The 14,689-nt window shown below is 53.0% G+C and carries 14 protein-coding genes; 6 read left to right on the top strand and 8 right to left on the bottom strand.

Features of this window, described 5'->3' with window-relative positions; genetic code table 11:
- The first annotated feature begins 3 nt into the window (after nucleotides 1-3).
- From ICA20_RS19950 to ICA20_RS19940, 3 genes are read left to right on the top strand one after another with little or no spacing between them, the layout of a single operon-like run.
- Entirely contained in the window at nucleotides 4-546 is a 543-nt protein-coding gene (locus tag ICA20_RS19950; RefSeq protein ID WP_038637520.1) for a fimbrial protein, read from the top strand.
- 1 nt (nucleotide 547) lies between these two features.
- Nucleotides 548-2,215 carry an O-antigen ligase family protein gene (locus tag ICA20_RS19945; RefSeq protein WP_038637524.1) on the top strand — a complete coding sequence of 556 codons (1,668 nt, stop codon included), beginning with the start codon at nucleotides 548-550 and terminating at the stop codon, nucleotides 2,213-2,215.
- A 1-nt stretch (nucleotide 2,216) separates the two neighbouring features.
- Nucleotides 2,217-2,936, top strand: a complete 720-nt coding sequence (locus ICA20_RS19940) for an EAL domain-containing protein (protein ID WP_038637529.1) — start codon at nucleotides 2,217-2,219, stop codon at nucleotides 2,934-2,936.
- Between the two features lie 15 nt (nucleotides 2,937-2,951).
- On the opposite strand, the gene ICA20_RS19935 is transcribed toward ICA20_RS19940, so the two are convergent.
- The 3 genes from ICA20_RS19935 to fadE form a co-directional block, all read right to left on the bottom strand.
- Nucleotides 2,952-3,362: a Spy/CpxP family protein refolding chaperone gene (locus ICA20_RS19935; protein WP_038637532.1), complete on the bottom strand. Its 411-nt coding sequence runs from the start codon at nucleotides 3,360-3,362 to the stop codon at nucleotides 2,952-2,954.
- A gap of 180 nt (nucleotides 3,363-3,542) precedes the next feature.
- Nucleotides 3,543-4,310, bottom strand: a complete 768-nt coding sequence (locus ICA20_RS19930) for an amidohydrolase (RefSeq protein ID WP_038637535.1) — start codon at nucleotides 4,308-4,310, stop codon at nucleotides 3,543-3,545.
- Nucleotides 4,311-4,420: 110 nt separating this feature from the next.
- Complete coding sequence (gene fadE, locus ICA20_RS19925) at nucleotides 4,421-6,865, bottom strand: acyl-CoA dehydrogenase FadE (protein WP_038637538.1); 2,445 nt, start codon at nucleotides 6,863-6,865, stop codon at nucleotides 4,421-4,423.
- A 239-nt stretch (nucleotides 6,866-7,104) separates the two neighbouring features.
- Here fadE and lpcA point away from each other — a divergent pair, with 239 nt between their 5' ends.
- Together lpcA and ICA20_RS19915 are read left to right on the top strand one after the other, a co-directional pair.
- Entirely contained in the window at nucleotides 7,105-7,686 is a 582-nt protein-coding gene (lpcA, locus tag ICA20_RS19920; RefSeq protein WP_016149592.1) for a D-sedoheptulose 7-phosphate isomerase, read from the top strand.
- Between the two features lie 111 nt (nucleotides 7,687-7,797).
- Nucleotides 7,798-8,565 carry a class II glutamine amidotransferase gene (locus ICA20_RS19915; protein ID WP_038637544.1) on the top strand — a complete coding sequence of 256 codons (768 nt, stop codon included), beginning with the start codon at nucleotides 7,798-7,800 and terminating at the stop codon, nucleotides 8,563-8,565.
- On the opposite strand, the gene dpaA is transcribed toward ICA20_RS19915, so the two are convergent.
- Nucleotides 8,536-9,276: a peptidoglycan meso-diaminopimelic acid protein amidase gene (gene dpaA, locus ICA20_RS19910; RefSeq protein ID WP_038637546.1), complete on the bottom strand. Its 741-nt coding sequence runs from the start codon at nucleotides 9,274-9,276 to the stop codon at nucleotides 8,536-8,538. The two genes, ICA20_RS19915 and dpaA, sit on opposite strands and share 30 nt — an antisense overlap.
- Nucleotides 9,277-9,625: 349 nt before the next feature.
- Here dpaA and ICA20_RS19905 point away from each other — a divergent pair, with 349 nt between their 5' ends.
- Nucleotides 9,626-10,387 carry a C40 family peptidase gene (locus ICA20_RS19905; RefSeq protein WP_038637549.1) on the top strand — a complete coding sequence of 254 codons (762 nt, stop codon included), beginning with the start codon at nucleotides 9,626-9,628 and terminating at the stop codon, nucleotides 10,385-10,387.
- 37 nt (nucleotides 10,388-10,424) lie between these two features.
- Here the strand turns inward: ICA20_RS19905 and flhA are convergent, their stop codons facing one another.
- Genes flhA through ICA20_RS19885 form a run of 4 tightly spaced genes read right to left on the bottom strand, consistent with a single transcriptional unit; the run spans nucleotide 10,425 to nucleotide 14,687 of the window.
- Nucleotides 10,425-12,518 carry a flagellar biosynthesis protein FlhA gene (gene flhA, locus ICA20_RS19900; RefSeq protein ID WP_038637552.1) on the bottom strand — a complete coding sequence of 698 codons (2,094 nt, stop codon included), beginning with the start codon at nucleotides 12,516-12,518 and terminating at the stop codon, nucleotides 10,425-10,427.
- Nucleotides 12,502-13,641 carry a flagellar biosynthesis protein FlhB gene (gene flhB / locus ICA20_RS19895; RefSeq protein ID WP_038637557.1) on the bottom strand — a complete coding sequence of 380 codons (1,140 nt, stop codon included), beginning with the start codon at nucleotides 13,639-13,641 and terminating at the stop codon, nucleotides 12,502-12,504. The genes flhA and flhB overlap by 17 nt, the downstream gene beginning before the upstream one ends.
- Complete coding sequence (locus tag ICA20_RS19890) at nucleotides 13,631-14,413, bottom strand: flagellar biosynthetic protein FliR (RefSeq protein ID WP_038637559.1); 783 nt, start codon at nucleotides 14,411-14,413, stop codon at nucleotides 13,631-13,633. The genes flhB and ICA20_RS19890 overlap by 11 nt, the downstream gene beginning before the upstream one ends.
- A 1-nt stretch (nucleotide 14,414) precedes the next feature.
- Nucleotides 14,415-14,687: a flagellar biosynthetic protein FliQ gene (locus tag ICA20_RS19885; RefSeq protein ID WP_038637561.1), complete on the bottom strand. Its 273-nt coding sequence runs from the start codon at nucleotides 14,685-14,687 to the stop codon at nucleotides 14,415-14,417.
- Between the last annotated feature and the right edge of the window lie 2 nt (nucleotides 14,688-14,689).

Genomic DNA, 14,689 nt, shown 5'->3' with positions numbered 1-14,689 from the left:
ACCATGACTTTCAGAACGTTAATCGCGGTGAGTACGCTGCTGTTTGGCGCAACGGTTCAGGCTGACACCAAACTGGTCGGCGGCGATATGTATTTTCACGGCACCATCAGAGCGCTGGCCTGCAGCCTGGCGCCCGGCGGCGACAAAATCGAGGTCGATTTCGGACAAATCGCGACGCAGGATCTCTATCTCTCGGGGCGCAGTAAACCGGAAAAATTCAGCATCCAGCTACGCGACTGCAACCCGGAGGTCTTCCGTGGGATCTCGGTCACCTTCAGCGGCAAGGAAGATGCGGAGCTTACTGATCATCTGGCGCTGGATAGCAGCGAGCAGGGCGGGGCGTCGGGGATCGGGATTGGGATGAGCGAAGACGATGGCACGGCAATCCGGCTTGATGAAAGTACATCAGTTACAGAGATTACTGAAGGATCGATGACGCTGAATTTTTTGGCGTGGGTCGCGGCAGAGCCGTCGGCGATAAAAAACCAGTCCCTTGAATACGGTCCGTTCAGCGCCAGCGGGACCTGGACGTTGAATTACCAGTAGCATGATGAACGCACTGAATCGTATTGCGCCGCTGCCTGGCCAGAAATTATTGCTGATTGTCAGTCTGTTTTTCTGGTGCGGGATCATGCACCTCTACTGGTTGAATAACGGCGGCAGCGGTCTGTCGTTGCCGCTTAATATTACCAGTTGGATCTACGCTGCGGTATTGGCTGCAAGCGTAACGATGCTACTGCCTCGCCGACGCTGGCGCATCACTGTACCTGCCATGGGATTTACGTTGGGTGCGCTCATCCTGACGCTGCTTTGTCTGCTGACGCCGGGCGTCTGGCAGTCCGAGGCGTTGCTGGTGATGGGGGCGCTATTGGGTGGGGTGCTTGTCTATCTGGTGACATTGCAAATTCCACTTACGGTAAACGTTCGCACGGCATTGCTGGCCCTGTTATGGGGGGCATGCGTCATCGAATGCGTGGCGTTTGTCTATCAGTACTGGCATTGGCCGGGCGTTGATTACTGGGAGTTTGCCTGGCGGCGTGGCACGCGGCCCTACGGTATTTTTCAGCAGGTCAATCTGCTGGCCAGTTTCACGGCGTGCGGCGTGTTGCTGTCAGCGCTGCTCTTTTTACGCCTGGGCGGCAGATACCGAATTGTTATCGGGATTGCTCTGGTGATGATGGGATTTGTGCTGCATGAATCCCAGTCGCAAACCGGCTTTTTGTCTCTGGCGGTCGGCGAAATGTTGCTGCTGGCGGTGTTCCCTGCACAACGCCGCACATTGTTGCTACTTCTGTTGCCACTGGCGTTAGGTATGGCGGCAGGCGCGGCCGCTCGCCATTTTTTGTCCGTTGCCACGGTAGATCATTTAACGACTTCTCATGTGCGCTGGACGGTGCTGAAAACATCACTGGCATTATTTGCTGAACGTCCGTGGATGGGATGGGGCGTGGGCAGTTTCGCTGCTGTTTTTCTCGAACGAGCGGGGCCATTGGGGCTGAGCAGCATCTCGCATCCACATAATGAACTGGTGCTGTGGCTGGTGGAGGGCGGTCTGGTTGGGCTGGCGGGCGCGCTGTGTTTTATTGCGGGTGGGTTATGGCTCTGGCTGCACGGAAATCGCTGGCGTCGTGCCTGCCTGGTGGCGGCGTTGCCGGTGGTTATCCATATGTTGACGGAATACCCGGTCAGGCAGTCAACGCCACACTGGTTATTGCTGATCCTGCTGCTTCGTTGCGCAGATGGCGCGCTAAAAGGGACAAGTCTGACGCGCCCGGCGACGTCGTTGATTCGTGGGCTGGCATTTATCTCGTTTCTGATAGCCACTCCCTTGTTGCTTCTCACGCTACAGACGCAACAGCAATTGACGCTGGCGGAACGGCAGTCAACACAGTGGCAACTTGCCGAATCGCTCCCGGTGGGCGGCTGGTTGCTTGCCACACGCTACCGGTTTGATCTCCAGATGGGATACCTGCAACGGTATCAACGTACACGGGATGCTCGCTGGCTGGAGTTGGTTCGCCGCTGGGCGCCTGACTATGTGCGTGTTCACCCGGACCCGAATATCTCCTTCACGCAAATCTTGCTGGCGTTACAGCAGCGCGACCTGACCCAGGCGCACCGTCTGGCGACGCGCTTTTACCTGATCTACCCGAACGATCGCCGTATCTCCTGGTTACAGGATGCACGACGTCCTTTTAATCAAAAAATGGAATGATATGAACAGACTCAGCGAACAGGCTCAATATGTACCAGAGCTTCCCCGTAATGCCGAACTGCTGCGGATCTCCGGGATCCGTTTGCAGCGCATTCATTTTTTTGATGATGCATCACTGGATGTCCGCGAGGTGTTAAGCCAGGTACGCACGCCGCTCCCGCTGGATCTTTTTTTCAAGCATCTTTCTGTCAGCGCGAAACAGCAGCTGTTTATGTGGCAAATGCAGCGGGTGCTCGTACTTCCAGGAAGCTATTCGCTGAATTTATCCGTCAGGATGCTGACCTGTCTGTCGTGGATCTCGCGACTCACCAGGCAGGCGCATCAGGGGCGGATTGTTATTGAAATTCAGGATCCCGCGACCATGATGCGTCTGGAAAAGGCAGAGCAGCAGGCGGTATGCATCGCCATAAAAACCCTGGTGCGTCATGGGTTTCGCGTGTGGCTGGATGACGTTTCGCCTGAGCTGTTTTTTGTCTGGCGACTGTCTGGCATCCGTTTTGATGCCATTAAAATTGAAAGCGGGATGTTTCATCAGTTCAGATCATCGGAGTGGCAGTTGCGGGTACTGGTCAATCAATTTCGCGGGCTGGGAGAGCGGGTGGTGATCGAGGGAGTAGAAAGCGCGCAGGATTACGCCATCTGCCGTATGAGCGGCGCAGATGCTGTACAGGGCTTCTTTTTTGAGCAGGAGATTGTGCCGAAAAGCCTGAATCATTGCTGATTCAGGCCCTGGGGATTACTCGCTCAGCGTCTGCGCGATATCTTTCTGTACCTGCTGGCGCTGTTCCGGAGTCAGCACTTTGTTCAGGTCGAAGTAGTATTTCACGCGATAATAACGCGCTTGTTGTTCGATATTGCTGAACGCGGAAAGCTGCTTCTTGACGGCGGTTTCATCCCATTTCCCGGACTTGATAACGTCAATCAATGCGCCGTCTTTAACATCTTTCACTGAAATCTGGCTGACGTTGGTTTCAAGCTGCTGGTGCAGTTTTTTGATCTGCGCAACCTGGTCGGTGGTCAGCTTAAGGTGCTGGACTACCGGGTCCTGAGCTGGGGCGGGAACGTTGGATACATTTGCTGCAAACGTGCTAAAAGAAGCGCCAGCTACGGTTGCAGCCAGCAAAGTCATGCGAACGAAGTTCTTCATTATTGAAATCCTGATAAAGGAATTATTAACATTGTCAGACACTCGCCGGTTACGAGTGATTATCCCTTGCAGAATACGTTGCCTGAAGCATGTCGCCACGCGAATTTGTTTTGCGGTTGGTTACGGAGTGCAACAATCCCGCTATGCAAAAATGTTGCGCAGCGGAAGGAGAGGCGATATCTACAGCGCAAACGGGTCGGCGTCCTGCCAGGCGGGAAACTTTTCGCGATACTCACGCAGCGCCGAGAGCGACAGGTCAGCGTCAATGCGCGTGGCCTGATGCGGCTCGGCGGTGGCAATAATCTCACCCTGTGGATTTATCACCCGGCTGTCACCGCGATAATGATGACCGTTACCGTCAGTTCCTACACGGTTACATCCTGCTACATACGCCTGATTCTCAATCGCCCGTGCAGTGAGCAGAACCTGCCAGTGCAGCGAACGCGGCGCGGGCCAGTTAGCCACATACAAAGCGAGGTCGTAATCGTTACGGTTGCGCGACCACACCGGAAAACGCAGGTCATAACAGATTAACGGCAGAATGCGCCAGCCGCGCCATGCAAAAATAACGCGCGCATCTCCCGCCTGGTAATGCTGATGTTCATCCGCCATGCGGAACAGATGACGTTTGTCATAGAAATGCACATTACCTTCAGGCTCGACCAGAAAAAAGCGGTTAACCGCACCGCGTTCGGAGTGAATCGCGGCACTGCCCGCGATCAGGGCGTTCGTTTGTTGCGCTTTGGCGCGCATCCAGCTTACGACCTCTTCCTGCGGCAGCGATTTGTTTGCTGCTTCCATCGCAAATCCGCTGGTAAACATCTCGGGCAACACAATCACATCACGTCCGGTGACGCTTTCCAGTTGGCGGTCGAAATGGCGCAGGTTGGCCGGGCCATCCATCCAAATCAACGGTTGTTGCAGCAGAGTAATTTTCAAACCAGGCACGATCGAGGCTCCTCGTTGAACAACATTTTGACACTGTAGCATGAGCTTTAACGAAAATGTGGCAATAAAAAGCCCCGCATTAAGCGGGGCTAAACGTTATGCGTGTGTCGTTATGCCGCTTCGACTTTACGCACTTTCTCTGGCAGCTTTACCGGCTGCGTCGCCAGCTCCTCGGGTTCGAAGTCATCCACGTTAATGCTGCGCAGACGGCTCGCTTCGGCTTTCACCAGAATCGCGGCTTCATCTTTATCAATCAACCCTTTGGCCAGCGCGTTATGCGCCAGTTCGTCCAGGCGGGTAAACGGCAGATTTTTACCCAACTCTTTGCAGATCCGCTGGTGGATAGGGTCGGCTGCAATCACGTCCAGCAGAGCCTCTTCCAGCAAACCGACCGGGTTATGCTCGCTTGGCGTCAGGTATTGACCGCGACCAAGGCGAGAACGGGTGGCGCTCGGAACCTGCAAAATCTTCGCGACCTTATGATCCAGCTTGTCGGACGGTGCATGATAGTGGCGACCGGTCGGGAAGATAACCACACTCAGCAACCCGGCAACCAAACGGTTCGGGAAGTTTTTCAGCAGATCGTCCATCGCCTGTTCGGCTTTGTACAACGCATCCTGGACGCCCCAGTGAACCAACGGCAGGTCGGCTTCATTACGGCCTTCATCGTCATAACGCTTCAGCACCGCGGAGGCCAGGTACAGCTGACTTAACACATCCCCCAGTCGCGCCGAGATACGCTCACGACGCTTCAGGCTACCACCCAGAACGGCCATGGACACATCCGAAAGCAGTGCCAGGTTGGCGCTCAGACGGTTCAGGTGCTGATAGTAACGTTTGGTCGCATCGGCGGTTGGCGTGCTGCTGGTTAAGCCACGCGTCAGGCCCAGCCAGAAACTGCGTACTTTATTGCTGCCAACGTGACCGATATGTTTGAACAGCAACTTATCGAACGCATTCACATCGTTATTCTGCGCTGCAGCCATCTCTTCCAGCACATACGGATGGCAGCGAATCGCACCCTGACCGAAGATCATCATGCTACGGGTCAGAATGTTAGCGCCTTCAACGGTAATGGCGATAGGCGCCCCCTGATAAGCACGGGCGAGGAAGTTGCTTTCGCCAAGCATGATGCCTTTACCGCCAGTAATATCCATGGCATCGATGATTGATTGCTGTCCACGGTGAGTACAGTGATACTTCACGATAGCCGACAGTACCGCCGGTTTTTCACCCAGCATAATGCCGTAGGTAATCAGCGACGCCGCAGCATCCATTACGTAGGCGTTACCGGCAATACGCGCCAACGGCTCTTCAATACCTTCCATCTTGCCGATAGAGATTTTGAACTGGCGACGAATATGCGCATACGCGCCGGTTGCCATTGCGACCGACTTCACGCCGCCCGTGGAGTTAGACGGCAGGGTAATACCGCGCCCCACAGACAAACATTCCACCAGCATACGCCAGCCCTGACCGGCCATTTTTGGGCCACCGATAATGTAATCAATCGGCACGAAGACATCTTTGCCCAGCGTCGGACCGTTCTGGAACGGCACGTTAAGCGGGAAGTGGCGACGGCCAATCTGTACGCCCGGCGTTGAGGTTGGGATCAGCGCACAGGTAATGCCGAGATCTTCTTCCCCACCCAGCAGTTTTTCCGGGTCGGAGAGTTTAAATGCCAGACCCAGTACGGTAGCGATAGGCGCCAGCGTGATATAACGTTTGTTCCAGGTCAGGCGCATCCCCAGCACCTGCTGGCCCTGCCAGTCGCCCATACAAACCACGCCGGTATCAGGGATCGCGCCTGCGTCGGAGCCTGCTTCCGGGCTGGTCAGAGCGAAACATGGGATCTCCTGACCGCGTGCCAGACGCGGCAGGTAATGATTCTTCTGCTCTTCGGTGCCGTAATGCTGCAGCAGTTCGCCTGGGCCTAATGAGTTAGGTACGCCGACGGTGATCGCGAGGATCCCGGAGACGCCGGAGAGTTTCTGCAATACGCGAGCCTGAGCATACGCGGAGAATTCCAGCCCGCCGTACTCTTTCTTAATGATCATCGCAAAGAAGCGGTGTTCTTTCAGATACGCCCACAGTTCCGGCGGCAGATCCGCGAGTTCGTGGGTGATCTGGAAGTCATTCGCCATGCGGCATGCTTCTTCCACCGGACCATCAATAAACGCCTGTTCTTCAGCTGTCAGGTGCGGCTGAGGATAGTTATGCAGTTTTTTCCAGTCTGGTTTCCCCTGGAACAGGTCGCCTTCCCACCAGGTTGTACCGGCATCAATCGCCTCTTTCTCTGTACGCGACATGGGCGGCATGACTTTACGGAAACCGCGGAACACCGGCGCAGAGATCATGGATTTGCGCATCGGCGTCAAGTTAAACGGTACGAGAATAATGGCCAGAGGAACCAGCAGCCAGACTGACCACAGACCAGCCACGCCAAGCGCAGCCGTCCAGGCGAGCAAAATTAAGCTGCTGAGGAATAAGCTCACGCGGTGATAGAACAATACGCCGAGCAGAACAACCGTAGCGATAATACTCAAAATCATCATAACGAAAAGCTCCCTTGCTTGTAGGAGGTCTGACCACTTGTGATGATATGGTTGTAGTGGATGTAAATTCTTTTAGCAATGCGTTTACAAAATAATTACAACAAAGCTCACATTGTTGGTGTTTTAACCGGCACAAAAAATCAAAAGCCGCGGCCATTCCTGTGGCTTGTACTTCTCGCTGGTAGCGCTATCCGGTACACTGCATCCTGTCATTTACATTCATGCTGAAGGATATCCTCATGTACCAGGATCTTATTCGTAACGAACTGAGCGAAGCGGCGGAAACGCTGGCTAATTTTCTTAAAGATGACGCCAATATTCACGCCATTCAGCGCGCGGCGGTCCTGTTGGCAGACAGCTTTAAAGCCGGTGGTAAGGTACTTTCTTGCGGTAACGGCGGTTCCCATTGCGATGCGATGCACTTCGCCGAAGAGCTGACCGGGCGCTATCGTGAAAACCGCCCAGGTTATCCGGCTATCGCTATCTCTGACGTTAGCCACATCTCCTGCGTCAGCAACGATTTCGGTTACGATTATGTGTTCTCCCGTTACGTTGAAGCCGTGGGACGCGAGGGCGATGTCCTGTTAGGCATCTCTACTTCGGGTAACTCTGGTAACGTGATTAAAGCGATTGCCGCAGCGCGTGAGAAGGGGATGAAAGTCATCACCCTGACCGGTAAAGATGGCGGCAAGATGGCGGGCAGCGCGGATATCGAAATTCGTGTGCCGCACTTTGGCTACGCTGATCGTATTCAGGAAATTCATATCAAAGTGATTCATATCCTGATTCAACTGATCGAAAAAGAGATGGTTAAATCATAAGAAGGCGATTGCCGGATGGCGGCTGAAGCCTTATCCGGCCTACATGAGCTCCGCGTAGGCCTGATAAGCGCAGCGCCATCAGGCAGTTCACGGTTTTAAGGTAGGTGATGTATGTGCGAACTGCTCGGGATGAGCGCCAATGTGCCAACCGATATCTGCTTTAGCTTCACCGGACTGGTTCAGCGCGGCGGAGGGACCGGGCCGCACAAAGACGGCTGGGGTATTACGTTTTATGAGGGTAAGGGTTGCCGTACGTTTAAAGATCCGCAACCCAGCTTTAATTCGCCTATCGCCAAACTGGTACAAGACTATCCCATCAAATCCTGTTCCGTGATTGCCCACATTCGTCAGGCGAATCGTGGGGAAGTGGCGCTGGAAAATACCCATCCATTTACCCGTGAACTATGGGGACGTAACTGGACGTATGCCCATAACGGACAGCTCAGCGGTTATAAATCGCTGGAGACCGGTAATTTCCGCCCGGTCGGTGAAACTGACAGCGAAAAAGCCTTCTGCTGGCTGCTGCACAAGCTGACAGAGCGTTATCCGCGCACGCCAGGTAATATGACAGCGGTGTTTAAATATATCGCGGTGCTGGCAGGAGAACTGCGGGAGAAGGGCGTCTTCAACATGCTGTTGTCTGACGGTCGTTATGTGATGGCTTTCTGCTCGACCAACCTGTTTTGGATCACCCGTCGAGCGCCATTTGGCGTAGCGACGCTACTGGATCAGGATGTGGAAATTGATTTTAGCTCAGAGACCACACCCAATGATGTGGTCACCGTGATTGCCACTCAGCCGTTAACCGGCAATGAAACCTGGCAAAAGATTATGCCAGGCGAATGGGCATTATTTTGTCTCGGGGAGCGAGTAGTTTGATGCCAGCTGCGGTTGAACGACTTCGTGACTCAACGGCTTGCTGATAACGTAACGGCCATCGACGACGGAAACGGTCGGTGGCTTCCGCGTTTGTTCAAAGTAATCGTATCCTGGCTTTAACTGGGCCCAGAAATCTTTGTAATACGAAAACTTATGGCGCTGCATGTTGGCATCGGTCATGCGGAACGGGTAAATGCTAACCTGTACGCTGGATTGCCCGAACACCAGAGCGCCGGTGACAAACTGGAAAATCTCATCAATACCGTTGTCGGTCATCGCATAGCAGCCGACGGAAACGCAGGCGCCGTGGATCATCAGGTATTTACCTTCATAACCGTGTGCACGGTCGTAGGCGTTAGGGAAACCGATGTTAATCGCTTTATAGAAGCGGCTATCCGGTTTGAGCTGTCCGCGTTGTACGCTGTAAAAACCTTCCGGGCTTTTGAAATCACCCTGACGCTGTTTCGGCCCTAAGCCGCCGGAATAATTGCAGATCTTATAACTGTCGAGCAATTGATACTGTTCGCCCATCTTGACGTACAGATCGAGCGTTCGCTCTTCTTTGAAGATCTGGATATAGACAGGGGAGCCCATTAACTGCTGCTTATATTCTTTGCTGACAGGCGTGGTCGGGCTGCTGCTGCTCAGCAAACCAGCAAATGAAACGCACGGCAATAAAAGCATCGCAAGAAAAAATGCGATTTTACGCATACTGCTTATTCCTTGATAAAACGATTACACACGCCAGGACGGCAAAAAGAGTCCCCAAATCGGATAAATCTGGATCTGGAGCGCTCACATTAGCACCAAGAGAGTTTTTCGCAAGTCTCTCGTGCGGCGTTTACACTTTAGTTTTTCTTTATACGAAAAATTGCGCTTAAAGGCTGTCAGACACGGGCCTATTTTGCGGGCTACTGCTCTGCATTTCGTCTTATTAATAAAGAATGTCTAATGTATTGAATTTAAAAAATTAATTATTTAATAATCGAATATTAACCCGGAATGACGGGCAATAGCGCTAGACTGCGGCGAACGTGTTTGACCAGGTATTCTTCTTTTCATGTTTTTTGTCTCTGCGCCCCGTTGCTTCTTGCCGGGCCTGCTGTCTTTGTGTGTTGTGCTGTCATTACCGTCTGTCGCCAAAGTTCAGCCCCACTTATCTGACGCCCAGTTAAGCTATGCGGCGCAATTGCGTATGCGTAACCGCGCCCGGCTGCTGAAGCAGTATCACGCCCAGGTAAAAAAACAGGCAAGCTACGTGGTGGAAGGCAACGCAGAAAGTAAACGCGCGCTGCGCCAGCAGAATCGGACGCTGATTAAACAGCACCCTGAGTGGTTCCCGGGGCCGCTAAAAGCCAGCGACCATCGCTGGCAGGAGCTGGCTGAGAATGACCATTTTCTCAGTAGCGATCATCTGCACAATATCACCGAAGTGGCTATCCACCGACTTGAGCAGCAGTTAGGCAAACCTTATTTGTGGGGCGGTACCAGTCCGGATGAAGGGTTTGACTGTAGCGGGCTGATTTTTTATGCCTACAACAAAATCCTGGCGGCAAAATTGCCCCGTACGGCGAATGAAATGTATCACTACCGACGGGCAACGATTGTCTCTAACCGCGATCTTCGCCGTGGTGATTTAGTGTTCTTTCATATTCACAGCCGGGATATTGCCGATCATATGGGCGTCTATTTGGGGCAGGGGCAATTTATTGAATCACCGCGGACGGGAGAAACCATTCGGGTGAGCAATTTATCCGATGACTTCTGGCAGGATCATTATCTTGGCGCCCGTCGTATTCTTACGGAAAATACGATTCTGTAATCAAAAAGGCGGTGTAATGACACCGCCTCGCCAGGCGTTAGCTCAACGCCCCCATGATCTTTAATTCCAGCTCATCCGGAACTTCGTTATAAGACAACACCTGCAAACCCGGAGCAAACAGGCGCGCATAGCGGGCGAGCAGAGGACGTAACTGCGGCGCGACCAGCAGCACGGGTTCTTTACCCGCCGCTTTCATCTGCTCTTTTATCTGCGGCATATTGGTCTGAAACTGATTCAGCATATTGGGATCGACCGGCACGCTATCCAGCACCACTTTTCCACTTTGCTGAGCCTGATTCACCACATTCGCCAGCAGATTCTCCAGGTCACTATTCAGCGTATATACCGCCAGCTCATCTTTACGCACAAACGGATGGGTAATGCTGCGACGTAGCGCCAGACGCACATCCGCCGTTAACAGAATATGATCTTTGGTCACAGCGCTACTGGCGACCAGTACGGTGGCTATGGTGACGATATCGCGCAATGACACGCCTTCGATAAGCAGCGCCCGGTACACTTTCAACAGTTGGCTGTAATTCAGCGCTGCGCTCAAATCTTCCGCCAGACGCGGCGCCATAGAAGAAAGACGGTTATGCAACTGCGTAATGTCATCGTAATTAAACAGCTCTGGAATATAGTTGCGAATGATCTTATTCACATGCGTCGCAATAACGCTGGCGCTATCGATAACCTGATACCCCATATTTAACGCTTTAGCTTTTTGCGCCGGAACAATCCAGGTGACCGGCATACCGTAGGCCGGATCGTGGCCTAAAACACCGTCGATCTCGCCATAGGTTTCACTGGAGGGCAGCGCCATCAGCTTATCTGCGGGAATGTCGGCCTCATCGGCCTTGATCCCATTGATAAAAATCGCGTACTGGGTCGGTTTGAGGCGGAAGTTTTCGCGAATGCGAATTTCCGGTAACAACACGCCGTTGCTGTCTGAGATCACCTGCCGCACACCGCGAATACGCTGAGTGAGCGGATTCCCTTTGGATTTATCGACCAACGACACCAGCTTGTATCCCAGACTCAGGCTGATAGGTTCAATTAAAGGGATGGTTTCCCAACTGACCTGCTGCTCGGTGGTTTCTGCGATGGTTTTGGTCAGCGTTTCGAGATTTTTCTCTTCGGTCTCTGCAACCTTGGGGCGCTTGCTCATGCGCCAGGCGGTGAATCCCAGCAGGGCGCTGAAAATCAGGAAGGGGAAATGCGGCATCCCCGGTACCACTGCCAGCACAAACATAATGCTGGTGGCGGTATACAGCACCGAGGGGCTGGCCAGTAGTTGGCTACGCACGTCTGTGGCAATATCGCCGCTGTCGCTTACGCGGGTGACGATGATCGCTGCCGCTGTCGACAACAGCAGAGAAGGGATCTGGGCGACCAGACCGTCACCGATGGTCATCAGTACGTATTGCTGGAATGCGGCTTCGGCGCTTAAATCGTATTTAAAGATCCCGATACAGACGCCGCCGATCAGGTTGATAGCCAGGATCATCATCCCGGCGATGGCATCGCCGCGCACAAACTTTGACGCACCATCCATCGCGCCATAGAAATCCGCTTCGCCCGCCACGTCTTTACGTCGCGCTTGCGCCTGCGCCTGATTAATCAGTCCTGCATTCAGATCGGCGTCGATCGCCATCTGCTTACCGGGCATGGCGTCAAGCGTAAAACGAGCAGAAACTTCGGAGATACGCTCCGCGCCTTTGGTCACCACGATAAAGTTAATGATCATCAGAATGATGAACACCACGAAACCAACGACAAAGTTACCGCCGATCACCACCTGACCGAAGGACTCAATCACCTTACCGGCAGCGCCTGCGCCCATGTGACCGTGCAGTAATACCACGCGCGTTGACGCCACGTTCAGCGTCAATCGCATCAGGGTGGTGATCAGCAGAATGGTCGGGAACAAGCTGAATTCGAGCGGGCGTTTTGCAGAAACGGCCACTAACAGCACCATCACCGCCAGCACGATGTTAAAGGTGAACAGAATATCCAGCAGGGCCGGTGGTAACGGCAGGATCACCATGGCCAGGATACACAGTATAACCAGCGGAATGCCGATGTTACCGTTACGCAGCAGCGCCAGGAATTGTTTAGTTGTTTTCGGCATCCAGTTTAAGAACCTCTTTTGGAATGGAAATATGTCTGTTCAGCGAAGGACGTGCTTGTGAACCGTCACGCCAGTGCTTCATTTGCAGTACATAGGTCAGGACGTGTGCAATCGCCCGATACAGTTGAAATGGGATCTGTTGATTCACTTGGGTGGTGTAATAAACGGAGCGTGCCAGCTTAGGAAACTCAACGACTTCAATATTGCTTTCTGCCGCTACCTGCCGGATATACAGCGCGATTTCATCGGTGCCTTTGGCAACCACGAAAGGTGCGGCGGCGCGTGACTGGTCGTATTGTAGCGCCACGGCATAGTGGGTTGGGTTGGTGATTACCACATCGGCTTTTGGCACAACTTTACGAATTTGCCCCATCGCCATTTGCCGTTGCAAGCGACGTATTCTGGCCTTAACCTCGGGTTTACCTTCCTGATTTTTATACTCTTCCTTCACTTCCTGTTTCGTCATTTTCAGCCCTTTGGTGAACATTTTTTTCGCCAGAGGGACGTCGATCAACGCAAAGAAAACAAACAGGATGACAAAGTTGCGCATGATGCTGCTGTACAGCGCCAGACCATCGCTGACGGCCTGTTTGAAATGAAGCTCTTGTAAGCCGAGAAATGCGGCAACGTTATTGCGTACGCTGATCCATAGCATCACCAGCAGCACTATCGCTTTGAGCGTCATTTTGCCGGTATCCACCAGATGGTCGGTGGAAAACAGGCGACCAATCCCTTTGAGCGGGCTTAATTTGCTAAAGTCCGGCAATATTTTTTTCGGCAGGAATAGCCAGCCTCCCGGAACCAGTGAGGCAAACAGCGCGGCAACCGGCATGGGTAACAGCGTCAGGATGAATTTCCCCAGAATCAGCAGATGGTGTTCAAGGAACTGACCGATGATGTCCGGGTCATTAATGTTCTGCGCGTACTGATGCACGCTGGTAAAGCTTTCGCGCACGAAATCTTCGTACCAGGGAAAGCTGCTGGAGATCACCATAAATGCGGCAAACAGACTGGCGGCAAGCCCCATATCTTTTGAACGCGGTATTTGTCCCTCTTGTCTGGCCTTGCGAAGTTTTTGCGTCGAGGGTTTTTCTGTTTTTTCTTCGCTACTGCTATCCGCCATAGTGTCCCTTCAACGCGTCAAGCTGCTGTAAGACGAAATTCGCCAGGTGCAAATAGTGGTCGGGCAGGTTGTAAAGCAGGGTTGCAAAGCAGAACAGACCCGCCAGCATGTTGATGGGAAAACCTAATGAGTACAGGTTGAGCGGTGGTGCAATACGGTTTAGCAAACCAAAGCAGCCCTGAACAATCAGCATGATAAAGGTCGTCGGCAGCGCCAGCAGCGTGGCGGCGGCGAATACCCAGCCCAGCGCCAGAGAAATCGTGCGCAGAGATTGCGGATGCAACGCATTGCCAATCGGCCAGTAAGTAAAGCCTTTAAATAAAATACTCACCAGCAGCAGATGCCCGTCCATGGCAAAAAACAGTATCACCGCGTAGATGTTGATCATTTCCGCCAGCACCGTCGTTGACGCGCCGCTGCTGGGGTCGTTCATCACCGCCATGCTCATCCCCATATTAAAAGAGAGGATTTGGCCCGCCAGTTGTAGCGCTAAAAATAAAAACTGCAGCATCAGGCCGAAAAGCATTCCCCACAGAAACTGCTCTGCGGTCAAAATAATGCTGTTGATCGACAGCAGGCTGGTGGGTACCGGGTGGGGGATAAGCGGCGTAATGATAAAGGCCAACGCCAGGGACAAAATAATGCGTATACGTATGGTCAGCGCGGCATTATCCAGCACCGGCGCGTAGTGAATAAACGCCATAATGCGCACGAAGGGAAACCACATGCCCAGTATCAGATTACTTAACTGTGTAATATCTGTTTCGCGCATGTCAGTGCACCAGAATGGCGGCCTGAGAGAACAGATGCACGCAGAGATCGCTCAACTGGACGATCATCCATTTTCCGCAAATACCCAATACCGCGAGGGTGACGATCAGCCTGGGTAAAAAACTAAGCGTTTGTTCGTTAATCTGCGTCACAGCCTGAAAAATGCTGACCAACATACCGACCAGCAGGCTGGGAACGACTAACACGCAGACTAAAATGATCACGACTTTTATACCGCTGGCGACGATGTCTGCGGCTACATCAATGGTTAGCATGT

Origin of the sequence: Citrobacter sp. C5_2, from assembly GCF_014596845.2 — a bacterium.
In the GTDB taxonomy this organism is placed as follows: Bacteria; Pseudomonadota; Gammaproteobacteria; order Enterobacterales; family Enterobacteriaceae; genus Citrobacter; species Citrobacter werkmanii.
The sequence above is the reverse complement of the archived record's forward strand: the minus strand, read 5'-3'. Positions and strand labels throughout refer to the sequence as shown.